The sequence below is a fragment of the Dyadobacter sp. 676 genome, from assembly GCF_040448675.1.
Classification (GTDB): Bacteria; Bacteroidota; Bacteroidia; order Cytophagales; family Spirosomataceae; genus Dyadobacter.
In genome coordinates this window covers 1,378,411-1,400,228 of sequence record NZ_CP159289.1, presented here as the reverse complement: position 1 = coordinate 1,400,228, position 21,818 = coordinate 1,378,411, and the positions used below count along the sequence as shown (strand labels likewise).

The 21,818-nt window shown below is 50.1% G+C and carries 18 protein-coding genes and 2 pseudogenes; 9 read left to right on the top strand and 11 right to left on the bottom strand.

The genetic code is table 11. The features are described 5' to 3' along the window. The first annotated feature begins 96 nt into the window (after window positions 1-96). The 5 genes from gndA (at window position 97) to ABV298_RS06405 (ending at window position 4,937) form a co-directional block, all read left to right on the top strand. The gene (gene gndA, locus ABV298_RS06425; RefSeq protein ID WP_353721336.1) at window positions 97-1,509 is read left to right on the top strand and encodes an NADP-dependent phosphogluconate dehydrogenase; all 1,413 of its coding nucleotides are present in this window, start codon (window positions 97-99) and stop codon (window positions 1,507-1,509) included. Window positions 1,510-1,521: 12 nt separating this feature from the next. Continuing rightward, a complete protein-coding gene (gene zwf / locus ABV298_RS06420; protein WP_353721335.1) occupies window positions 1,522-3,030 on the top strand; it encodes a glucose-6-phosphate dehydrogenase in 1,509 nt (502 codons plus the stop codon). Between the two features lie 3 nt (window positions 3,031-3,033). Beyond that, the gene (pgl, locus tag ABV298_RS06415) at window positions 3,034-3,753 is read left to right on the top strand and encodes a 6-phosphogluconolactonase (protein ID WP_353721334.1); all 720 of its coding nucleotides are present in this window, start codon (window positions 3,034-3,036) and stop codon (window positions 3,751-3,753) included. Window positions 3,754-3,920: 167 nt separating this feature from the next. Then, entirely contained in the window at window positions 3,921-4,097 is a 177-nt protein-coding gene (locus ABV298_RS06410) for a hypothetical protein (RefSeq protein WP_353721333.1), read from the top strand. A gap of 6 nt (window positions 4,098-4,103) precedes the next feature. Further along, entirely contained in the window at window positions 4,104-4,937 is an 834-nt protein-coding gene (locus ABV298_RS06405; protein ID WP_353721332.1) for an SPFH domain-containing protein, read from the top strand. 17 nt (window positions 4,938-4,954) lie between these two features. Here ABV298_RS06405 and ABV298_RS06400 read toward each other — a convergent pair whose 3' ends face one another. The 9 genes and pseudogenes from ABV298_RS06400 to ABV298_RS06360 form a co-directional block, all read right to left on the bottom strand. Continuing rightward, complete coding sequence (locus ABV298_RS06400) at window positions 4,955-5,632, bottom strand: hypothetical protein (protein WP_353721331.1); 678 nt, start codon at window positions 5,630-5,632, stop codon at window positions 4,955-4,957. Between the two features lie 6 nt (window positions 5,633-5,638). Then, on the bottom strand, window positions 5,639-6,019 hold the full coding sequence (locus ABV298_RS06395; protein ID WP_353721330.1) for a GntR family transcriptional regulator: 381 nt from the start codon (window positions 6,017-6,019) through the stop codon (window positions 5,639-5,641). Window positions 6,020-6,028: 9 nt separating this feature from the next. Further along, a complete protein-coding gene (locus ABV298_RS06390; RefSeq protein ID WP_353721329.1) occupies window positions 6,029-6,859 on the bottom strand; it encodes a hypothetical protein in 831 nt (276 codons plus the stop codon). Between the two features lie 103 nt (window positions 6,860-6,962). After that, complete coding sequence (locus tag ABV298_RS06385) at window positions 6,963-7,799, bottom strand: ABC transporter ATP-binding protein (protein ID WP_353721328.1); 837 nt, start codon at window positions 7,797-7,799, stop codon at window positions 6,963-6,965. Window positions 7,800-7,917: 118 nt separating this feature from the next. Continuing rightward, the gene (locus ABV298_RS06380; protein ID WP_353721327.1) at window positions 7,918-8,517 is read right to left on the bottom strand and encodes a nucleotidyltransferase family protein; all 600 of its coding nucleotides are present in this window, start codon (window positions 8,515-8,517) and stop codon (window positions 7,918-7,920) included. A 6-nt stretch (window positions 8,518-8,523) separates the two neighbouring features. Continuing rightward, window positions 8,524-9,714 (bottom strand): XdhC family protein, encoded by a 1,191-nt coding sequence (locus ABV298_RS06375; RefSeq protein WP_353721326.1) that lies wholly within the window; start codon window positions 9,712-9,714, stop codon window positions 8,524-8,526. Next, window positions 9,680-10,857: pseudogene (locus tag ABV298_RS06370) on the bottom strand (aminotransferase class V-fold PLP-dependent enzyme). Before ABV298_RS06370 ends, ABV298_RS06375 begins: the two are co-directional and overlap by 35 nt. A gap of 265 nt (window positions 10,858-11,122) precedes the next feature. Further along, window positions 11,123-11,962 carry a proton-conducting transporter membrane subunit gene (locus ABV298_RS06365; protein ID WP_353721325.1) on the bottom strand — a complete coding sequence of 280 codons (840 nt, stop codon included), beginning with the start codon at window positions 11,960-11,962 and terminating at the stop codon, window positions 11,123-11,125. 80 nt (window positions 11,963-12,042) lie between these two features. Then, window positions 12,043-13,572 carry a putative inorganic carbon transporter subunit DabA gene (locus ABV298_RS06360; RefSeq protein ID WP_353721324.1) on the bottom strand — a complete coding sequence of 510 codons (1,530 nt, stop codon included), beginning with the start codon at window positions 13,570-13,572 and terminating at the stop codon, window positions 12,043-12,045. A gap of 300 nt (window positions 13,573-13,872) precedes the next feature. Between ABV298_RS06360 and ABV298_RS06355 the strand changes: the two genes are divergently transcribed. Continuing rightward, on the top strand, window positions 13,873-14,508 hold the full coding sequence (locus ABV298_RS06355; RefSeq protein WP_353721323.1) for a peroxiredoxin: 636 nt from the start codon (window positions 13,873-13,875) through the stop codon (window positions 14,506-14,508). 152 nt (window positions 14,509-14,660) lie between these two features. Here the strand turns inward: ABV298_RS06355 and ABV298_RS06350 are convergent, their stop codons facing one another. Next, on the bottom strand, window positions 14,661-15,395 hold the full coding sequence (locus ABV298_RS06350; protein WP_353721322.1) for a hypothetical protein: 735 nt from the start codon (window positions 15,393-15,395) through the stop codon (window positions 14,661-14,663). 318 nt (window positions 15,396-15,713) lie between these two features. Between ABV298_RS06350 and ABV298_RS06345 the strand changes: the two are divergent. Both ABV298_RS06345 and ABV298_RS06340 read left to right on the top strand, forming a co-directional pair. Next, window positions 15,714-18,195, top strand: a pseudogene (locus ABV298_RS06345) (TonB-dependent receptor). Window positions 18,196-18,368: 173 nt separating this feature from the next. After that, a complete protein-coding gene (locus tag ABV298_RS06340; protein WP_353721321.1) occupies window positions 18,369-19,070 on the top strand; it encodes an MCP four helix bundle domain-containing protein in 702 nt (233 codons plus the stop codon). Between the two features lie 71 nt (window positions 19,071-19,141). Here the strand turns inward: ABV298_RS06340 and ABV298_RS06335 are convergent, their stop codons facing one another. Then, complete coding sequence (locus ABV298_RS06335) at window positions 19,142-19,627, bottom strand: hypothetical protein (protein WP_353721320.1); 486 nt, start codon at window positions 19,625-19,627, stop codon at window positions 19,142-19,144. Window positions 19,628-19,935: 308 nt separating this feature from the next. Here ABV298_RS06335 and htpG point away from each other — a divergent pair, with 308 nt between their 5' ends. Next, the gene (gene htpG, locus ABV298_RS06330; RefSeq protein ID WP_353721319.1) at window positions 19,936-21,765 is read left to right on the top strand and encodes a molecular chaperone HtpG; all 1,830 of its coding nucleotides are present in this window, start codon (window positions 19,936-19,938) and stop codon (window positions 21,763-21,765) included. Window positions 21,766-21,818: the final 53 nt, after the last annotated feature.

The window sequence follows — 21,818 nt, the reverse complement described above, 5'->3', positions numbered from 1 at the left end:
GAACATTTTAAATTTTAAATAGAATGTCAACAAAGATGTAAGCTGGTCTTTGAAAAACCCTGATATTGCAGCTTCTTAATTCAAGACGTTTAATCTATGTCACAGAACTTATTCGATTTTGGAATGATCGGACTGGGCGTAATGGGGCGGAACCTGTTACTGAACATGGCCGATCATGGTTTCTCCGTCATCGGTTTCGATAAGGATGAAACCAAAAATTCTGCGTTGGAATCCAGTGCCACCCCGGGCACCACTGTTAAGGGCGTTTCGGAACTTGCCCAGATGATCCAGCTGTTGCAACGCCCTCGCAAGGTAATGATGCTCGTGCCGGCGGGTCAGCCGGTGGACGATGTCATCGCATCCCTCTTACCCCTTCTTGAAAAAGGCGACGTTATCATCGACGGGGGAAACTCCCATTATACAGATACGCTCCGCCGTGTGAAATACCTGCGTGAAAAGGACATTCATTTCATGGGAATCGGTGTTTCCGGTGGCGAAAAAGGCGCCCGTACAGGCCCGAGCATTATGCCTGGTGGCGATAAGGAAGCTTATGCACACGTGCAACCCATGCTCGAAGCCATCGCGGCAAAAGTGAATGGCGAGCCTTGTGTGGCTTACCTCGGTAAGGAAGGTGCCGGGCATTATGTGAAAATGGTGCATAACGGTATCGAATATGCGATTATGCAGCTCATCAGCGAATCGTACGCGATCCTGAAAAAAGCCGGTTTGAGCAACCAGCAACTTCACGAAGTATTCAAAAGCTGGAACGAAGGCGACCTGCAATCGTTCCTGGTGGAAATTACCGCCGATATATTCCTGCAAAAAGACGACAAAACCGATGCCGACCTGGTAGATGTAATCTCCGATAAAGCAGGTTCGAAAGGAACGGGCAAGTGGACATCACAAGACTCGATGGAGCTGCCTGTGGCTGTTCCGGTCATTGACACGGCGGTAGCTATGCGTACGCTTTCAGGTTATAAGGATGAAAGGGTGGCAGCTGCTGAACTTTATGGTGCAAGCAGCGCTATTTCCGAAGAAACCCAGGTGCTGATTCAGCAGGTGCATGACGCATTGTATTTTGCCACCATACTTGCTTATGCACAGGGCCTTGCCATGCTGTTCCAGGCTTCTAAAGACCTGCAAATGGAGATCCCGCTGACCGACGTGGTGAGCGTCTGGAGAGGCGGTTGCATTATCCGTTCGTCGCTGCTCGGCGTGTTTACGAACGCCTACAAGCAAACCCCGGAATTGTCCAATATTCTGTTGAACCAAGAGGTAGCCGCATTGGTTAAGTCTGTGGAAGGCAATACGCGGTCATTGGTCGCTTACGCCGCTCAGTCGGGCATCCCGGCTGCTGCGCTGATGTCGTCGCTGGCTTACTTCGACGCCTACAAAACTGCGTATATGCCGACAAACCTGATCCAGGCGCAACGCGATTATTTCGGCGCGCATACCTACCAACGTACCGACATCCCAGGTACTTTCCATACAGAATGGGGTCAACAATAAATCAGAAATTTTATGCAAACCAATAAACGTCCCCCTGCCTCGGTACTCTTCATTTTCGGAGGAAGCGGTGACCTCAACTACCGGAAGCTTACACCCGCGCTTTATAACTTGTTTCTGGACAACTGGATGCCCGATCAGTTCGCGATCGCGGGCATCGGCCGGAGCGCCTATTCCAACGAAAAATACCACGAGCATTTGCTCGACGGCGTGACCAAATTCTCTCGCCGCAAAGGCAAACAGAACGGGCACTGGACCGAGTTTACCAAGCATGTTTCGTACCTGCAAATGGACGGCGACGATGCGGCGGCTTACCACAAGATCACCGATCTGGTGAAGGAAAAAGAGGAAGAATGGGGTGTTCATCCCAACGTAATCTTTTATCTCGCGGTAGCGCCTCAGCTTGTTCCTTCGATCGCCCAGAAACTGGGTGCATTGAAGATATGCGGGGACAAAGGAACTACCCGCATTGTAGTTGAGAAGCCATTTGGACATGACCTGGAAAGCGCGCACGAACTGAACCTGCTGCTTTCGAGCATGTTTGCCGAGGAACAGATCTTCCGTATCGACCACTACCTGGGTAAAGAGACGGTTCAGAACATTCTCGCACTACGTTTCGCGAATGCATTGTTCGAGCCGCTCTGGAACCGCAACTATATTGACCATATTCAGATCACGGCTGCCGAGGCGGTGGGTCTGGAAGGTCGTGGAGGCTATTTCGAGCACGCAGGCGCATTGCGCGACATGGTGCAGAACCACATCCTGCAAATCCTCTGTATGATCGCGATGGAGCCGCCGGTGTCGTTCGATGCCAATGAGATCCGTAATAAAAAGGTGGACGTATTGAACGCGATCCGCCGTATTACCAAAGAGCAGGTACACGACTTCGCCGTTCGCGGACAGTATTCGGGTGGCTGGAAAAAAGGCGAAAAAGTGGTCGGTTACCGTCAGGAAGAGGGCGTGAACCCGCAGTCGAATATCGATACGTTCGCGGCTGTGAAGTTTTATATCGACAACTGGCGCTGGCAAGGGGTACCGTTTTACGTAAGGACCGGTAAATACCTGAACCAAAAGGCAACCCATATCACATTGCATTTCAAACAGGCGCCGCACTATGCATTCCCGCCTGAATCTGCCGAAACGTGGCGCTCGAACCGTCTGACGATCAGCATTCAGCCTAATATGGACATCAGCATCCGCTTCCAGGCCAAGCGCCCGGGACAAACGATGATGCTCGATCCGGTGGATATGACTTTCGATTACGACGCGGTAGCCGGCGAACATGCGCCAGAAGCGTATGAAACGCTGCTGCTGGATGTAATGGAAGGTGACGCCACGCTGTTCATGCGTAACGACCAGGTGGACGCCGCGTGGCGCGTGATCATGCCTATCCTGGAAGCATGGGAGAACCGCCCGCCGCAAGATTTCCCGAATTACGCACCCGACTCATGGGGTCCCGACGCTGCCGATGCACTCATCGCCCGCGACGGTCATACATGGCTCAACCTGCCTCCAACCCCGTAAGCTATGGAGTTGCATATCGAGAAGGATACCAAAGCATTGAGCGCCAGCCTTGCTGAGTGGATTAACAATTACATTCAGCAAGTGCTTGCGAGACAGGAGCGTTTCACGTTCGTATTGTCGGGTGGAAGCACGCCGAAGGCATTGTACGCATTGCTGGCGGAATCACCTTACAAAGAATCGATTCCCTGGGAGAAATTACATTTTTTCTGGGGCGACGAGCGTGCGGTGCCGTTTGATGATTCGCGGAATAATGCAAAAATGTGCTATGAAGAACTGCTGGATAAGGTGCCTGTAAAGGCTGAAAATATCCACATCATGCGCACCGACATTGCGCCGCAGGAATCCGCCGCTGAATACGAAAAGATCGTCAAGACCTATTTCGAAGGCTCCGAAACGACTTTCGATTTTGTATTGCTTGGAATGGGAGACGATGGTCACACATTGTCGCTTTTTCCGGGGACCGAAGTGATTCACGAGAAAAATGCGCTCGCAACTTCCTTTTTCCTGCCAGCGCAGGATATGTACCGTATTACCCTCACGGCCCCGGTCGTGAATAATGCGGCTTGCGTGGCTTTCCTGGCGGCGGGCGCGGGTAAAGCAGAGGTTTTAAAGCAGGTTTTGACAGGGGAAAGGAATGTGGACCTTTATCCTTCACAAATCATTCAGCCTGTAAAAGGGCAATTACACTGGTTTGTGGACGAGGCTGCAGCTGCCTTGCTTTAAGATTTATATTGTTATTCCAAATCTGCGAAGCGCGTCGATCCGTCGGCGCGCTTCGTGCTGTTTATGGGGTTTTTGAAGCGCTTGACAACCCGCAGCGCCATTGGATAAAATCTAACGGTCGTTCGCTCAGCGACGTGTTAATTTTACGCCAAACAAACCTCGATCACATGGTACACATTCTGAAAATCGCGGCGGTTGTCATCGTGGTGACCTACGCGCTCCGGCTTGTCAATGCGCAGTCCGATTGGCTCGTTTTTGCCGGGTTGGCGATTATCGGGCTGGCTTTTTACTTCCTTTATACTGTCGTCGGACAAATCGTAAACCAATTGAAATCCAAACTGTAATTGAACATGAAGCGAAACATTATTATCGGAATCCTGACATTCATCGTGTTGATCATGACGCTCGCGATCCAGCCGTTTTCCTTCGAAAACATCGATGCGGGTAATGTGGGTATCCGCATTAACCTGTATGGCAGCGACAAGGGTGTCGACAATATCACGATGGTAACCGGCCGTGTGTGGTACAACTCATGGACGACCAAGATTGTGGAATTTCCAACTTACACCCAAAGTGTCGATTACGAATCTTTTGTGATTACCACCAAAGACGCCGCCGAATTCAAGGTCGATCCCAAACTCAACTACCATATAAATCCCGACAAGGTGCCGCAGATTTACCGCCAATACAGACGACCGTTAGTAGAAATCCAGCAAGGTTTTATGAAAAACACCATTTACGACGCCTATCGCATCGTAGCTAACTCGTTTACATCCGACAGCGTAATGTCCAACCGCGAGGTGTTCGAGGACCGCGTCCAGAATGTTTTAACCAAAACCTTGGGTAAAGACGGTTTCATTTACGACCAGCTTACCTCCGCCATTACCCCGCCGCCGTCTTTGAGACAAATGATCGACGAGAAGAATGCCTCCATCCAGGCCCGTTTGAAGGCCGAAAACCAGGCAAAACAAGCGGAAGCCGAAGCGAAAGTCCTCATCGCACGCGCAGAAGGGCAGGCGAAGGCGACATTGATCAAAGCCAAAGCGGAAGCGGAAGCCAACCAATTGCGGCAAAAAACACTGACGCCGTTGCTCATTCAACAGGAATGGGTCGCGAAGTGGAATGGCGTACTGCCGACCACGAACGCAGGCGGCAGTACGAGTTTGATGCTGGGGGTGAAATAAGAAGGGCCCGGGGCTTTCTACTTATTCATTTTTTTCAGCAGACTTCCTGGTACGCTCAGGTGCGCGGTGCTATCTACTTCTGCATGGAAGCTTCCAAAAACATCGCGCGAGCTCGTAAATGAACTGCTATCGCGCACCTGTATGTTTGAGTCGCCGATTTGATTGTGCGAATCGACGAGTACCAGAGCCCCGCTTTTTAGCATCGCCGACAGGCTTCCGATCGAATTGTCTGTCAATGCAATGCCATCGCCGGTCTGGTCGATCGTAAGGTGGTCGGTTTTTAAATCCTTGATCTTGCATTTAATGTTGTTTGAGCTCACGCCGTAAATACCAGGAGCAGAGATGTGAATCGCGGGGCGACTATCGAATGACTTACCCACCGGTGGACGAGTAACGATCTTGTCTCCTAGGTAAGTCACGGTAAGCGTATCGTGGCTGACACTCCATTCCAGATACTTCCGTTCTATGTTCAGTTTGATTTCAGGGATTGAACCGTTACTTATCTGGGTCAGCCCTAAACCTGCGCCTTTAAGCCGGACGTATTTGAAAGGCTTCACACCATGGCTCACAAATCCATAAAAAGGATCCGTCTTGTCAATTTTGCTAAATTCGGTCTTGAGGAAAATATTGGAGCCCAATGTAAATAGTATAAAACTGGTGACCGTGAAGGTGAGCAATATCGTGCTTATTTTCATAATAACTTACGAGGTTAAAGGGTACATTTCTTCGACAAACTTCTGATATCTTTCGCTGACCTCGTCCATGCCGATGTTCAGCAGATATAGACTCTTGAAAAGGTCCGGTAATTCGATGGCGAGAAAACGTTCGCGCTTGTATGCCAATATTTTTTCGACAGCCTTATCATCAGCGGAATAACCGATGCCCCGCTTGTTAAAAATAATCTCCTGACTTTGCAGAAAATCATAAGTACGCATCACCGTATTTGGGTTGACCTCCATCAAGGCAGCCAAGTCACGAACGGAAGGGATACGTTCCCCGGGAGGCCATTTGGCTAGCAGGATTTGTTCGCAGATATAGTCGGCGATTTGCAGATAGATGGCTTGTTTATCTTTAAAATCCATAGTCGAAAATTATATTTCCCGTTCACGCAATTGAAAATAAGCGCAAACCCAGAATATGGCTGCCACGAAAGCAGTCGCTATTTGGACGGCTAATAGTAGGTTATCCGGAAATGGGACATGATAAAATGTCGAATTGTATAGGAAATTCTGCGACTTATCCGGATTGTAAAACCATATTTTCCAGCCGCTAAGTGGAAATGCATTGACTTTTGCAGGCATTACACCGGGGCTGGCAGCTATCACGAGCCTGGATGCCAATACAAAGTTGGCACAGCAGAGAAGAAACGATATACCAACGAATATGATCGCCGTTTTCACATAGGACGCTTTTTTAAACCATATTGAACCAAGAAAGACGGAGCTTTGGATCAAAAAATAGCAAAACGAAACATAGGTAACGACGTCCCGGTTAATGTATTCATACCTGGCACCAGGCTGCGTGAGTTTCGCATTGGCTATATCGAACGTCAGATAATGCAGCTGGAAAAAAATGGCTATGAAAGGGACTACAAAAAGCCAGTTCAGAACGAGTGAGCTTAAAAACTTTTCAATCTTCGATGCCGGCAGCATCAGCGAGGCAATACCAGTTGAAGGGTCGGAGAATTGCGAAAATGCATTACTGGTATACAAGCTGCCACCAAAAAGGAGGATCATCATTAATGCAAAATGATGCAACAATTCAAGAAAGGGACTAAATTCAGTACTCAATGTGACTGGAAACATCATAGCTCCCGTGCCAAAAAGCAATAGGGAAGCCATCATCAGGTAATTCCTACCTTTCTCAGCTGCATCAAACCGGAGCATCAATGTCAGGCGGTGAATGTTAAATGTCTGGTTCATAGTAATATAAGTGGGGATGAGTGAACGGGGACCAGGGATGGTAAAATGTGCCGTAGCATCAGCACCAATGCTGCCAGCAGGAGAACGAATATAATTTTCATGGCTAATAGGCAAATATCTGGCTGATCCGCTGGGGGTTCTCAATTACCGCGTTGAATAAATACTCCAGATCGACGCGGCTTTCTTCCTGCGCGGAATTTTCGAAAACAGCTTTGTACCCGCGTAACGAAGGTTCCGAATAGAGCACGCGGTTGTCATATTCAATGCTGGGCAATGTGCCGAAGCACAGGCGTTCTGAAATAGTTTCAAGACTGTGCCGGATGAGTATTTGGCTGTCTTCCAATATAATAATGGCGTCGATCAGATTGTCGAGGTCGCGAACCTGGTGGGTGGAGATCAGGATGAGGCGGTCTTTGTCGAGCGCCGACGATACCAATCTGCGAAACTGGCTTTTCGAAGGAATATCCAGCCCATTGGTAGGCTCGTCCATGATCAGCACGCGGGTGTTGGTCGCCAGCGCGAACGCGATCAGCACCTTTTTCTTCTGCCCGTACGACATGCCTGTCAACTTGTTGCCTTCCGGAATGTCGAGTTCGGCGATGTATGCCCGAAAAAGCCGCTCGTCAAACTTTGGGTAAAACGGCGCCATGAGACTCAGGTACTTGTCGACCGTCACCGACGGAAGGTAAATCTCCTCCGGCAGGAAGAAAATGTCCTGCAAAAATGCGGGCAGTCGTTTACGGGGCTCGTAACCGGCCACATCGATGCGTCCGCTGGTAGGGTAAAGTAAGCCGGCTATATTTCGCAATAGGCTCGACTTGCCCGCGCCGTTTCTCCCAAGCAGTCCGTAAATATGCCCGGTGTCGAGGTGAAGGTCGAGATTTTCAAATAACTTTTTACGTTTGCCGTACCCAAAAGAAACCTTTTCAAGGTGAATCATGGCTTAGTTGTTTTAGTGTTCTAGTTAAATAGTACACTGCAAATGTAACTGATGATCTGACATTCACAATAGGGAAGCGAAAATTTAATTTCCAATGGAGCCCGGAGGAAATAGTGGTTTAAATGCCGGATATCAGCCGCTTATAATCTTCCTGGGTGTCGATGTCGATGCTACCTTTTGGAAACGCATAGGCAGAAACGTCGTCAGTGTAGCGATTGAACAGCTTTTTGGCACCTTCGGCACCGGTAAGTTGGCGCAGGGCAGGGAAGTAGGAGGCGGCAAAAAAGGCGGGAGTGCCTAACGAGTCGCTGTATTTCGAGGGGACGATGGGTTTTCCGGTTGTTTCAAACGCGTGAATTAATGCATTGAAAACTTCGGCGGATACAAATGGCTGGTCGCTCACCGCCAGGATGCAGCCTTTTATTTGCAGATCACGCGATTCCAATGCATGAATGCCGGTTTTAATGGAAGCCGACATTCCCTCCTGCCAGTCGGGATTGTATGCACATTGGCACCGCAGGTCTTCCAGCTCCGTTTCGATTAACGTGGTATTAGCACCCGTAACGACGATCGTATTTCCCCCGACAACGTCCAGCGCGGCCTCCGCGATGTGCCGGATCAGGCTTTTGCCATTAAATTGCAACAATTGCTTGGGTTCTCCGAGCCGGGACGAATTGCCCGCAGCCAGGATTACGATGCCATATTCGTCGTGCACCATGGGCGGTCAGGGTGTGGTTGTTTGTATGGCGCAGAGGAACTCCTCTTTCTCGTCACGGGTGTAATCCACGCGCTGGTCCGACCGGCTATGGATCGGTTCCAGCTTTTCCCGAAGCGAAAGCCCGGCCCGCCTGCCTAACACAGCCTTGATCTCGGCAAGTACCGATAATGCGATTTCTTCGGAGGTTTCCGCACCGATATCCAATCCTACCGGGCCGTAAACTTTTGTTTTTTGCTTGTCTGTAATCAACATTCCTCCGCTTTCCAGTTCGGAATACATACGTTCGAGCTTTTTCTTCGGGCCCAATGCACCCACATACCGGCAGGCGTCGACCGTAAGCAGCTGTTTGAGTAATGCCAGGTCGTAGTTGTAATTATGGGTCATCAGCAGCACAAATGTCCGCTCGTCGATAGGAATGTGTTTTAATACGTCTTCCGCCCGCGCTACCAGCACTTTGCCCGCTTTTGGAAATCGCTGCCGTGTGGCATGTCCCGTACGGCCGTCGACAACGGTTATTTCCCAGCCCAGCACGCTGGCCATTTCAGTTAGGGGAATGGTGTCGTTGCCGGCTCCCGCGATGACCAGCGATGGTGGTGTATTGAAATACTCCACGAAACCGGTAAGCGACCGGCCGAATGCTTTGAAAAACGAGTCGCCACGCTGGTAGGCGGCCCGGGTTTCCGAAAGCAGTTGATCGTACATTTCCGGGGTACAATTGCAGATGGCCCGGTCGTCGGCCTGTAAATGCAGGAAACATGTGCCAGGCTGCGCTCCCGTGCGTGATTGCAGGGAGAATAAGGTTACCAGTACCGCATTCTGTCGTTTGGCCGCAACTTTTTTCAGCAATTCCACCGGGTTTTCGGGGTCGTCTGTTTTAATGGGTTCAAAAAGAATATGTACGACTCCGTTGCAACCCAGCTGGACACCCAGCGTGGTATCGTTTTCGTCGGTGGTATCGTAAGTTACGAGCTTGTTTTTTTGTTGGGAAATCGCCAGTAATGCTTTGCGCAGTGCGTCCCCTTCGAGGCAGCCGCCGCTGATGGCGCCTGTGAGCTGGCCGTCGTCCGTGACGAGCATACGAGCGCCGGGGCGCCTGTAAGAGGAGCCGTCCACATGCACGACCGTCGCGAGCGCCATGCGTTTGCCCGAGGTCAGTGCCTGCTCATACGACCGGATGATGTCCGTGATTTCTTTCATGGCGATGTTGTTTTACGATCCTGGAAATAACGGAAACCGCGTGGTTTACGTGTTCTTCGGTAGAGAACCTCCCAAAGCTGAACCGGAATGAGTTATGGATGCGTTCGTCTGAAAAACCCATGGCTTTTAATACGTAACTGGGTTCCAGCGTTGCCGAGGTGCACGCCGAACTGCGGGAAAACGCCAGATCGGAACCCGCTTCGAATATCAGCTTCTCGCCATCCACCTGCCCGAACGAGATATTCGTGCAATGCGGTAACCGGCGGGCGTCCTCCGCATTGATTTCAATGTCTTGCAATACGAGCAGTTCCACTTCGAATGCATTACGGAGCGCGGTGAGCCGTTTGCTTTCACGGGCCATTTCGGCCCCGGCGATTTCACAGGCCCGTCCCAGGCCCACGATACCGGGGACATTCAGCGTGCCGCTTCGCATATTGCGTTCGTGCCCCCCGCCGTCGATCTGCGCGGTAAGCGCGACAGCGGGATTTTTTTGCGCACATACAAGGCTCCCACACCTTTGGGACCATAAATTTTATGCGCGCTTAAAGCAAGAAGGTCGATGCCGTCATTCTGGACATCCACCGGGATCTTGCCCACCGCCTGCGTGCCGTCCGACATACATGGAATGTGATGTTTCCGGGCAATCGAGGCAATTTCCCGCATCGGTTGTATCACCCCCGTTTCATTGTTGGCATACATGACCGAAATAAGAATCGTATCGGGTGTAACGGCATTTTCAAGGTCGGTAAGGTCAATAAGGCCATTCGCATTCACCGGCAGGTAGGTTACCGAGCCGCCAAGGCGTTCGATATGCTTACAGGTATCGAGCACCGCTTTGTGTTCCGTACAAACGGTGACAATGTGTTTTTTCTCCCGCTCCGAATTTTCAAAAACACCTTTGATTGCCAGGTTCACAGCCTCGGTTGCGCCGGAGGTAAACACGATCTCCTGCGGGTGCGCGCCTATGAGACTGGCGATCTGCTCGCGGGCAATGTCGACCGACTCTTCCGCCTCCCAGCCATAAGCGTGCGTACGGCTGGCCGCATTCCCGAACCGCTCTGTGAAATACGGGAGCATTTCCTGTAAAACCCGCGGATCGACAGGGGTGGTTGCATTATTATCCAAATAGACGGGCAGCTTCAAGGGTACAGGCCGGTTTTTTATTTCAAAAAAGCAAAATGTGCAGGGTTAGTTCAAATTAAACAAAAAACCATCTCATTTTAAACATGAGATGGTTTCCGAAACTTAAACGAACAGGTTAACTATAATTATGAAACTCGATTATCGGATTACCGCAGCGGAATAGCGGGTTAGTCATATCAATATCAGGATTTTAGGTATCGGGACAAGCGCGTGTAGACCCCCCCATTCCTTTATATACAGTACGTAGAGTGTGTATTGCAGCCTTTTAGGAAGGCGGTCTTCCCAGGTTTCGGTCCAGCTTATAGCATTGTGTTTCCGGATGCCGATACTGGTCAGGCCGCGCGATATTATCAGCTGGTAGGCTCTCAGCAGTGCGTTTCCCCCCGACATGGGCCATCGCTATCTCTTTAAAACCAGCCGCTACTTCGATAAAAATGAGTCCTACCTGTGCCATCGAAGCAAAAGCGATACGCCGTTTCATGGACGGTTCGACCCGTGCGAAGCCGGTTGCCAAAGCCGCCGTCGCTGTTCCGAGCGATGCGATCAGGATGCGTACAGATAACTGATGCTCCCAAAGCGGCATACTGCGTAAAAGGAGAAATACGCCCATTTGAACAACCAGCGCAGCGAGTAGCATGGCACCCGCCGCGGAAGACGCGTCCATGGCCTGTGGCAGCCATGACGACAATGGCAACTGCGACGACTGCGCCGAGGCCGTCGCCAGCAGCAGGAACGAGATCAGTGCGGTATTTTCCCGCCACAGGTGGTGGCTTGCCCACATGGCAAGGAGCAAGCCCACATCACCCAGGCGATATATAAAGAAGGCTTTCGCCGAATTGCCTGTTGCCAGGTTTCTGTGCGGGATCATACATAGAAACGAAGCTATGCCCATCAGTTCCCAACCAATCACCAGCGCTTTCGTGCTGCCCGACAGGATGGTAAGGCAGTAACCAATACAAAAAAGCATTACAGCGTAACCGAATTTTGGCCATTGCCTGCCATCCATTGTTTTGCGGCCATACCATGCGGCGAGGAGCATTATCAGGAGCCCGACCGTCAGATAGGCAGCGGTTAAACTGTCAAAATGGAAATCATTCCAAAACATATCAATGCAAAAAAGCTATCGGCAACCGATATCAATCGGCAATGCGGCTTCACCAACCACCGGCCACCGATAGCGAATATTTAATGGACGGCATTTTCGACTAACCGTCGGCCTGTCGCCCGGCGATCCTGTTTGTACGCAGTCATCTTCCCGTTTTTCAAAATACGCAGCTCACCCGAGCCCGGATCGACGACCACCAGGTGAATCCATTCGTTGGCGAACCATTCGTGCATTGCCCGGGAACGCACGATCACATTCAGCACTATTTCGGGGCATTGCTCCACCACGCACAATAGACGAACGGGAAGAACATCCGCTTTTGCCGGCGAATGTAAACCGATCCGGAGATCGCCCGGAGCATTCCCGGCGGTGGCCACGAGCCCGATTACATCGTCCGTTGGGATGTCGAATCCATCGGTTCCCGTCAGTCCCGTCCGGGAGAAAAAGCGCCCGAGGCTTGCCGGGGCATCGGCGGATAGCACCCTTCCAAGAAGTTTTTCCAATGTGTTGCCATGCGGGTCGGTCGCGAAGTCATACGTTTTCAGCGATGCGCGGCAGGCGGTGGAAACGCGTTCCGCCAGCCAACTTCCGCCTATAATACAAACCGTATCTGGACCTGCATTACTTTTCTCATGACCTGGTAAGTAAGCCGGTGCGCGTTCACGTCCATTCTCGTCGTTCAACGCGGTAAGGACGGCGTCATAACAGCTCCACTCAACTGCCTCCTGCCAGATTTCAAGGATCTCGTCCTTTTCGGTGGCGGGCACATCGTCAAACAATGCGGGCGGGCGCTCGGCCAGCATGACCGACAGAGGTAGCCACCGCCCGTCGGTCCGGTAGTCGAGCTCGTCTATTTCGAGCAACAGTTCAAAAACCGCCACGTCGTGCAGAGAGGCTGTCCGCCTTCCGGGAAGGGCATTGCCCTTTTCTATTTCGCAGATCAGCGCCGACCATCCCAGGTGTGCGAATTGCTGATCGAATAGATACTGCCGAAAGAGCGTTTCTTCTCCCACGATCATGCCGAGCAACCCGGTAATAGACGGATTTGTGCGAACCAGCAGGTCCCGCGCACGGGATGTCCTGAATACGCTCACGTAGCTGTTCGACTCCATTTCGCGCAGGGAGTCGAGCAGGCCTTGCCCGCGTACGGGGAACATCCAGTCGGCCAGGCCCTGGTCCACATAACGGCCCAGGATGCGGAACAGCTTCGGATGCACTGCCTCATCGAGATCGATTTTATATTGTTTTTTCCAGTTTGCCCTCAATTGCCCCCTCCGCGGCGGACCGGAGATGGGATACTTCTTCATCAATGCCTTATCCTGCCATTCGAAGGTTTTGGCCGCCCCCTTCTTTTCCTGCACCACCTTTTCGAGGATTTCCGGTCTTACTTTTTTGGAATTGTAAAACGAACGGTATTCGTCCAGGGAAAGCGTGGTATGCAAGCCCAGGATTTCCCTCGCCTGGCGGAGCGCTTCATGAAAACCAAAGCTCTGAAATGCCTTCAACGGATTCGCGCCGGCCGGTGAAGCGGTCGAAGGCCACGTTGGTAGGAAACACTTCACTTCTTGCAATGCCGTTTGTTCATCGAAAGCGCGTATCCGGGCTGTCATGGCTGAGGCCGATTATGTTGATAAAGATTTGACCTGATCGCCGCAGACACCGCGTGGGTGGCCCCGGTTTTCGTTTTCAAAAGAGCCTAGCAGCGATTAAAACGCAATTAAACAAGCCTTAAAAAGCGGTTAAAATTGGTTAAACGGAACATTATCAGGGTATAAGGAGGATCTGGTAAGCTATTTTTCTGCCTGATTTATTAATACAAGAATTCGGTGTTAATGAAACTATTTACTTAATTTTGTGTTCTACTCTACAATGTTAGTAGATTAATGTTTCATTCTTTAACCTTCACCATTATGTCACTTCGATTAGGAGATATCGCACCGGATTTTGAAGCAAATACCACGCAGGGGCCCATTAAATTCCACGAATGGCTGGGTGACAGCTGGGGCTTGCTATTCTCTCACCCCGCTGACTTTACTCCCGTTTGTACAACCGAGCTGGGTAAAACGGCCCTTTTGAAAGGTGAGTTTGAGAAACGCAACGTGAAAGTACTCGCCGTGAGTGTGGATGATCTGGATTCGCACAACCGCTGGATCCCCGACATTAACGAGGTGAACAGCACCGAAGTCAACTTCCCGATCATCGCCGACGAAGATCGCAAGGTGGCACAATTGTATGATATGATCCACCCGAATGCCAGCGAAAAAGCGACTGTTCGTTCGGTATTTGTGATTGGTCCCGACAAGAAGATCAAGCTGACGCTGACCTATCCTGCTTCAACGGGGCGCAACTTTAACGAAATCCTCCGCGTGGTGGATTCGCTGCAACTCACCGCGAATTACTCCGTAGCAACCCCTGCCGACTGGAAAGACGGCGAGGACGTGATCGTGGTTCCGGCGGTGAGCACCGAAGACGCGCAGAAGAAGTTTACAAAAGGTTTGAATATCGTGAAGCCATACCTGCGCTACACGCCACAGCCGAACAAGTAAGGCACCACGAAGTTCGGGCGCGATCAGCTATCGGCCATGGACCAGCAATCAATGAAAAGCGGATGTCCTGTAACGGGCATCCGCTTTTTTATTTGAAGCTTTCGTTTGTTCTCGCTTGATAACCGCAACCTTTCGCAAGCTGAATGCACCGGTTACGCATCCCCTTCTTCGGCTATAACTTCTTCCGGCACGATCATCTCCTTGCCATAGTACGTCATATGCCGCGCCCCCTGATAGTAGAACCAGATCGATAGCGACATCGGGATGTGAGCAATGTCGTTATAATTGAACCACGGACCAAAGCTGAATTTCAGGGCATGGAAGCCCGCCGCGACGGCGCCCATTAAAGTCGCGATAAAAATGTTTTTGCTTCCCGGATCTTTTTTCTTTTTGTAAACATAAATCTCGATCATGAAGAGCATCAGGAACAATCCGTAAAATGCGTGTATCTCGACGATGCGGAAATCGAGCGTAATGAAGGTCAGGGCAAAGAAAATAACGAGTTCCACATAGTTTAGCCAGCCGAGGATCAGCCCGTTCCTGTGATGGAGCAGCGGCTTGATGTGCCAGATCGCCGCCCGCTCGAACAATGCTACCGCAATCATGCTCGCAAACCATCCCGGAATTTTGCCCCGCATGCCCGTGAGGTACAGAAAGCCGTGCCCCAATACACCGCCAATAGCGGTTGCAATGGCCATAAAGAGGAAGAAGTACTGGATCTGCTTGTACATACGATGTGCCCGCCCCAGTTTGTTCAGGTGGAAGAAGGCGTAGATGCACACGGCCGTCATCACGAGGCTCGTGAGCACCGTCGACGGTTCCATGACCGTGATTCCGAATAGCTTTATCTGGTGAACTTTACTAAAATCTATGACGATGTCATTCATGAACGGAAGAGTATGTCGGCGCGTATCGGGCCGTGTTAGTTGGCGTTTGATATCCCAAAGTAATGACAAATAGGGTAGTAATCCGCATTTTTCCGGTATTGTCTGCCTTCTTCAACAAAATTGTACCAGCACATACAGCAGGTTCGAGGGCCGAGCCGGTTTTCGGATTGATATCCGGAAAATGCCGATTCGCCGATGAAATCGGGGAGGCCATCTATTATCAAATAATAACTGTAAAGTATATTTTTCCTTTGTGTCGAGAATTGTATTTAAGTAGGAAAGTGACGAATGCGCCCTCCTGATTTAACCAACAAAACCATGAACAACCCGTTGTTATCAACCGTCAGATTATTTGTTTTAACCTTCTTTCTGGCCATTTCGGTCAATCGATCTTTCGCGCAGGCGCCTGCGCAGGGCAATTCGAGGATTTCAGGAATTGTACTTGATTCAGCAATTGCGAAAGGCGTGGAGTTTGCCAGTATTGCATTATTCAATGTCGCCGAGAACAAGACGGTCGACGGCACCACGGCGGATGAGAATGGGAAGTTTGCGATTTCGAAGGTCGCGCCGGGGACTTACCGCCTGATGTTCTCGTTTATCGGCTACAAAGACAAAGCGGTAAATATAACGGTCGTGAATGGGAAGGATGTGGAGGTAGGCGCGGTCAGGCTGGCGGCGAACGTGCAGAATTTGCAGGAGGTAACCATTACCGGGGAAAAGTCGATGATCGAGGAGAAAGTGGACCGGATGGTTTTTAATGCGGAAAAGGACATTACTTCCAAAGGCGGCGATGCGTCAGACCTTTTGCGCAAAGTACCGATGCTTTCGGTAGACCTGGACGGAAACGTTTCGCTGCGCGGAAGTTCGAATATCCGGGTTTTGGTCAACAACAAGCCTTCGACGATCATTGCCAGTAATGTTGCCGACGCATTGAAGCAGATTCCGGCGGATATGATCAAATCCGTGGAAGTAATTACGTCGCCATCGGCCAAATATGATGCCGAAGGTTCGGGAGGGATCATCAATATCATTACCAAAAAGAATAACCTGCAAGGGATTGACACTCAATATCGATTCCGGCGTCGGTAACCGCGGCTCCAACCTGGGCTTGAACGGAAGTTACCGCAAAGGCAAGATGGGTTTTACGCTTGGCGGTTTCGGACGGGCATTTTATAACAAGGCGACTTCGGTGCTCGACCAGACGACCTACTCCGGCGGCAGCGCTTTTCTGACCAATCAGAGTTCAACGGCAAAAGATCGTGGCTTGTTCGGGCATTATTCGCTGGGCTGGGATTACGACCTGGGGAAAAATCAGGCGCTGTCGGCGGGCCTGCGTTACGGGACACGGAATTTTATCCAGAAACAGGACCTTACAATCAACCAATACGAAAACGGCGTTCTAAGCAACAACTCATTGCGCAAGGTCAATCGCAAGGACCTTTCGGGAACGGTGGATTTCAATATCGATTATATCCGCACATTCAAACCGCAGCAGGAGTGGAGTATTTCGACTTTGTACAGCCGCACCGGTCTGACGAACAACTTTAACACCGACATGCTCAACGAATCGGGCGCGGTGGGCAGCAAATTGAAAAACGAAAACAAAAACGAGAACTCGGAACTGACACTGCAAACCGATTACCAGACACCCCTGGGCAAGAACCAGATGCTGGAATTCGGCGCGAAGGGTATTTTCAGGACCGTGGATAGCGATTACAAATATTTTACCGCGGGAGAGTCGGGCGAGTTTGCATTGAGTACGACCAATCCCTCGGGTGTTTTGAATTATAAACAGAATGTGGCGGCTGGCTATGTTTCCTACACACTTTCTACCAAAAACAAGTACACGTTCAAACTGGGAACGCGGTACGAATACACCGGAATTACCGCTGATATGGGCGACCGGAAAGTGATCGATATCCCCGACTACGGAAACCTGGTACCGAGCATCAATGTGTCGAAAGCGCTTTCGGGCAGTACCACCCTGAAAGCCGCCTATAACCGGCGTATTCAGCGGCCGGGCATTCAGCAACTCAACCCGAATGTCAATCTTTCGAATCCGCAGAGCATCAGCACCGGTAACCCGGCATTGAGCCCCGAACTGACCGACAATTTTGAATTGGGGCTGAGCACCAATATCAGGAAGACCTACGTTAATGCGTCCGTTTTCGCCCGTCAGACCAACAACTCGATCACACAGGTGAGAATGGCGGTGGATACTCTGCAGGGAGCGATCGTAACGACTTACGAGAATATCGGCAAACAACGGGCATATGGCGCCAACGTGTTCGCGAATGTTTATCTCACGCCGAAATGGACATTGAACGGAAGCATCGATATCCTGCATTCTTATCTGGAAGGCCAGACGACCGGCCTGGATGGCACTTCGGTGGAGGCCAGTAACTCCGGTTTCAATTTCGGCGGCCGCCTGATGTCGCAGATTTCACTGCGGAACGGCTGGGGAGTGCAGGCATTCGGCTTTTATCGCGGTAAAGAAATACAGTTGCAGGGAACGCGTACAGGCTTTTACCTATATTCACTAGGGTTCAAAAAGGATTTCGCTAATAAGAAAGGCAGCGTCGGCTTCGGTGCGGAGAACTTCCTCACGAAGGGCGTACGATTTACATCGGACCTGACTTCTCCGCAATTCGTACAAACCGGCGCCACACAACTTTACAACCGTAATTTCAAGGTCACGTTCAGCTACTCCATCGGGAAAATGAGTTTTAATGCACCTAAGAAGAAGACCAAATCGGTTAACAACACGGATGTTGTAGGAGGCGGCGGTCAGCAGAACTGATTCGACGGCCGCAGCAGCGCAGGGGCAAGTTGCCTCTGCGCTTTTTTTGTGTGTACATTGCAAAACAGATATTACAGCTTGTACTTATTTCGTTAATATAAAAAGATATTTTTGTATTTTGTAAATACATTGATACCTTGGGAAAGTTAATTATCAATCCATGAAGTGGTACCATGAAATGGTCATTTGTTATTCAGCAGAAATTTAAAGCTGCAATTTTGTTGGGGGGGATCATGGCATTGATCGTTGGCGGTACGATGATTTCGCGGTACAATGTGGAAGGAATCGATGAATCGTTTTCGTCCATTTACAGGGACCGCCTGGTTCCGGCAACTACCATTCTGTACCTGACGGAAAATTTGTACAGGAAGCGGCTGTCGCTCGAAAATTATCTTTACTCCGAAATGCAGGAGCCGCCCGCGCACGTAAAGGAGCAGCTGAGCATGCACGACCGCAATATCGACTCGCTAATCCAGGCGTTCGAAAAAACGTATCTGGTAGATCAGGAGGCAAAAAGTCTCGATGTTTTCAAGAACCAGACGGCGAAATACACGCAGCTCGAGAATCAGGTGCTCGCCTTATGCCGGGCAGGGGCATTTGCAGAAGCCAAACAGGTATTTTCCGCGCCGGGTGCGGCTACTTTTGAAAGCACCATATTAAACCTGAACGAACTTGCGGGCATACAATCGACGATCGGAAAGGATTTGATGAAAGCGTCGAAAGTGAATGTGGCCAGTTTTGGTATCATCTCCTTTTTGCAAATCGCTCTGGCGATCATTACCGGACTGGTGGTGATCGTGTTGATCCGTAATTCGCAGATCATCCAGAAACCCCGTTCGGATGGAAAGAAAAGCCAATATTTTAACCTAAACTGATAAAAAGGAACATTCAAAACAATAAAAGGTCGGGATTTCCCGACCTTTTTATTTTGGATGACTGCGCAAATTTACTGGTTCACTTTGCGCCCTTTCAACGTCTCTCTCTGGTTTTTCACCTGTTTTAACAGGTCTTTCTTGACAAAAAGACGCGCCCCGTTGCCGTTTTGCAAATCGAAAGTGCGCTCCTTGTATTCGAATTTGTTGTTGGGAAGCACGTCCAGAAAGTAATTCTGGCCGCTGAGGTTGAACTTCATCCCTTTGGTATCCTGCTGCGTATCGTCCCACGAAACGTTGATCGTACCATCGCCCGTGCTCAATGCGACTCCAGGAGTGAATGGCAGCACGTTGATAGTCTGAATGCTTTTGCCGTTGCTCATGGTAATTTGTCCTTCGGGATTTACCTTGATATCGTTCGGGTCGGTTACCTCGCGACGGATGTTGATCGACTTGTCGTTGAAGAACTGAACTTTCGAGAGGGAAATATTGGCAGCTTCCAGATCGCGACGGAGATCTTCGGTAAAAACAGTGTAATTCGAAAGAGGAACGGAGTTCATGGTGGTGCAGGCAGAAAACCCGCTGAGAAAGATTACTCCCGCAAAAAAGTTTTTTAATCAGATTCATGTCAGAGATTGGTGTTCGGCGGAACTGGTTTGGTGATTTTAGTTGAGTTGTTTACCGGTCGCAATATTAGTAAAAAAGCCTTTGACATACCAACTGACCGAGTGTGCGTACCACCGGATCAAGCGTGTACTGACAATGTGTCAGCTGGCAGGCATTTTGATTGTAATTGGAACGCATATTTCTGGCGCGTATTGCGAAGCGGAATTACAATCTCAAAATATAAACAAACGATAGCATAACTATGGAATCAGTGATTCAGGAAAAAGGGAATTTGAGCATTCACACCGAGAACATCTTTCCGATTATCAAAAAATTCCTTTATTCGGACCACGAAATCTTTCTTAGAGAACTCGTTTCCAACGCGGTAGACGCGTCGCAAAAAATTAAAAAACTGGCTTCCTATGGCGAATACAACGGGGAGCTGGGCGATCTCAAAGTAGTTGTCAAGCTTGACAAAGATGCCAAAACGATCACAATCAGCGACAATGGTATCGGTATGACCGCCGAGGAGATCAAAAAGTACATCAACCAGATCGCGTTCTCCGGCGCGACGGAGTTCGTAGAGAAGTATAAGGATAAGGGCGAAGGCGACAAAGGCATTATCGGTCACTTCGGCCTGGGCTTCTACTCCGCGTACATGGTGGCCGGAAACGTGGAGATCATCACCAGATCGTACCAGGAAGGCGCCGAGCCGGTACGTTGGGAATGCGACGGTTCGACAGAGTTTGAAATTTCTCCGGCAGAAAAAGCGGAGCGCGGTACCGACATTATCCTGCATATCGCCGAAGATTCTGAAGAATTCCTCGACGCGCACCGCCTGCGCGGTATTCTCGAAAAGTACGGCAAGTTCCTGCCAATCGAGATCGAGTTCGAGGACAAGATCATCAATAACCCGAGCCCGATCTGGACGAAGAATCCCTCCGACTTGAAAGACGAAGACTACCTTGCATTCTATAAAGAACTTTATCCATTCGGTGAAGACCCGCTTTTCTGGATCCATTTGAATGTGGACTATCCGTTCAACCTGACGGGCGTTTTGTACTTCCCGAAACTGCGAAACGATTTTTCGGCCCAGCGTGAGAAAATCCAGCTTTACAGCCGCCAGGTATTCATTACCGACGAGGTGAAGGACATCGTTCCCGATTTTCTGCAATTGCTGCACGGTGTGATCGACTCCCCGGATATTCCGTTGAACGTCTCCCGCAGCTATCTGCAAGCGGATGGCAATGTGAAGAAAATTAACGGCTACATTACCCGGAAAGTAGCCGACAAATTGCTTGAAATCTTTAAAAACGACCGCGAAGGGTTTGAGAAGAAATTCGATGATATCGGCCTGTTCATAAAATACGGTATAATAAGCGATGATAAATTCTATGAGAAAGCGAAGGATTTCTGCCTGGTGAAGAACACGGAAGGCAAGTTCTTTACATTCGAAGAGTACCGCGAACATATCAAGGAAAACCAGACCGACAAAAACGGCTCACTGGTTTGGCTTTACACGACCGATGAGAAAAAGCAGGATGCATTCATCCAGTCGGCTAAGAGACGCAGCTATGACGTATTGGTATTAAACAGCATTATCGACTCGCATTTTATCAACGCATTGGAGCAGAAACTGGAAAAAATCAATATCAAGCGCGTCGACGCCGATACGCTCGACAAGCTGGTTGAAAAAGAGGTGAAGCTCGAAAGCATTCTTTCATCCGAAGATCAGGAAAAGGTGAAAAAGATTTTCGAAGGTGTTTCCGAAAATAAAACGGCTCATATCCAGGTGGAAGCGATGCCGGTGGACGAGCTGCCCGTCGTGATCACATTTCCGGAGTTCATGCGCCGCATGACCGACATGCAGGCTTCTTCGGGCCAGCGTTCGATGTTTGGCGATATGCCGTTGATGTATACGGTTTCACTGAACTCGAACCACCCGCTTATTGGCAAGATTGCCGGTTCGGAGAACGAGGAAGAGCAAAAAACGCTTGCGAAACAGCTTTACGACCTCGCATTGCTTTCTCAGGGAATGCTCGCAGGAAACGACCTGACCCGCTTCATTCAGAGAACTGTCGGCACATTGTAACTGAATGTGCAGTGTAGTAATAAAGAAAGCCGCTCACAAAGCGGCTTTTCTGT

Excerpts from the sequence above, each read along its gene's own strand:
- gndA (WP_353721336.1), top strand. The coding sequence starts at position 97 with ATGTCACAGAACTTATTCGATTTTGGAATGATCGGACTGGGCGTAATG.
- zwf (WP_353721335.1), top strand. The coding sequence starts at position 1,522 with ATGCAAACCAATAAACGTCCCCCTGCCTCGGTACTCTTCATTTTCGGA.
- pgl (WP_353721334.1), top strand. The coding sequence starts at position 3,034 with ATGGAGTTGCATATCGAGAAGGATACCAAAGCATTGAGCGCCAGCCTT.
- ABV298_RS06410 (WP_353721333.1), top strand. The coding sequence starts at position 3,921 with ATGGTACACATTCTGAAAATCGCGGCGGTTGTCATCGTGGTGACCTAC.
- ABV298_RS06405 (WP_353721332.1), top strand. The coding sequence starts at position 4,104 with ATGAAGCGAAACATTATTATCGGAATCCTGACATTCATCGTGTTGATC.
- ABV298_RS06400 (WP_353721331.1), bottom strand. The coding sequence starts at position 5,632 with ATGAAAATAAGCACGATATTGCTCACCTTCACGGTCACCAGTTTTATA.
- ABV298_RS06395 (WP_353721330.1), bottom strand. The coding sequence starts at position 6,019 with ATGGATTTTAAAGATAAACAAGCCATCTATCTGCAAATCGCCGACTAT.
- ABV298_RS06390 (WP_353721329.1), bottom strand. The coding sequence starts at position 6,859 with ATGAACCAGACATTTAACATTCACCGCCTGACATTGATGCTCCGGTTT.
- ABV298_RS06385 (WP_353721328.1), bottom strand. The coding sequence starts at position 7,799 with ATGATTCACCTTGAAAAGGTTTCTTTTGGGTACGGCAAACGTAAAAAG.
- ABV298_RS06380 (WP_353721327.1), bottom strand. The coding sequence starts at position 8,517 with ATGGTGCACGACGAATATGGCATCGTAATCCTGGCTGCGGGCAATTCG.
- ABV298_RS06375 (WP_353721326.1), bottom strand. The coding sequence starts at position 9,714 with ATGAAAGAAATCACGGACATCATCCGGTCGTATGAGCAGGCACTGACC.
- ABV298_RS06365 (WP_353721325.1), bottom strand. The coding sequence starts at position 11,962 with ATGTTTTGGAATGATTTCCATTTTGACAGTTTAACCGCTGCCTATCTG.
- ABV298_RS06360 (WP_353721324.1), bottom strand. The coding sequence starts at position 13,572 with ATGACAGCCCGGATACGCGCTTTCGATGAACAAACGGCATTGCAAGAA.
- ABV298_RS06355 (WP_353721323.1), top strand. The coding sequence starts at position 13,873 with ATGTCACTTCGATTAGGAGATATCGCACCGGATTTTGAAGCAAATACC.
- ABV298_RS06350 (WP_353721322.1), bottom strand. The coding sequence starts at position 15,395 with ATGAATGACATCGTCATAGATTTTAGTAAAGTTCACCAGATAAAGCTA.
- ABV298_RS06340 (WP_353721321.1), top strand. The coding sequence starts at position 18,369 with ATGAAATGGTCATTTGTTATTCAGCAGAAATTTAAAGCTGCAATTTTG.
- ABV298_RS06335 (WP_353721320.1), bottom strand. The coding sequence starts at position 19,627 with ATGAACTCCGTTCCTCTTTCGAATTACACTGTTTTTACCGAAGATCTC.
- htpG (WP_353721319.1), top strand. The coding sequence starts at position 19,936 with ATGGAATCAGTGATTCAGGAAAAAGGGAATTTGAGCATTCACACCGAG.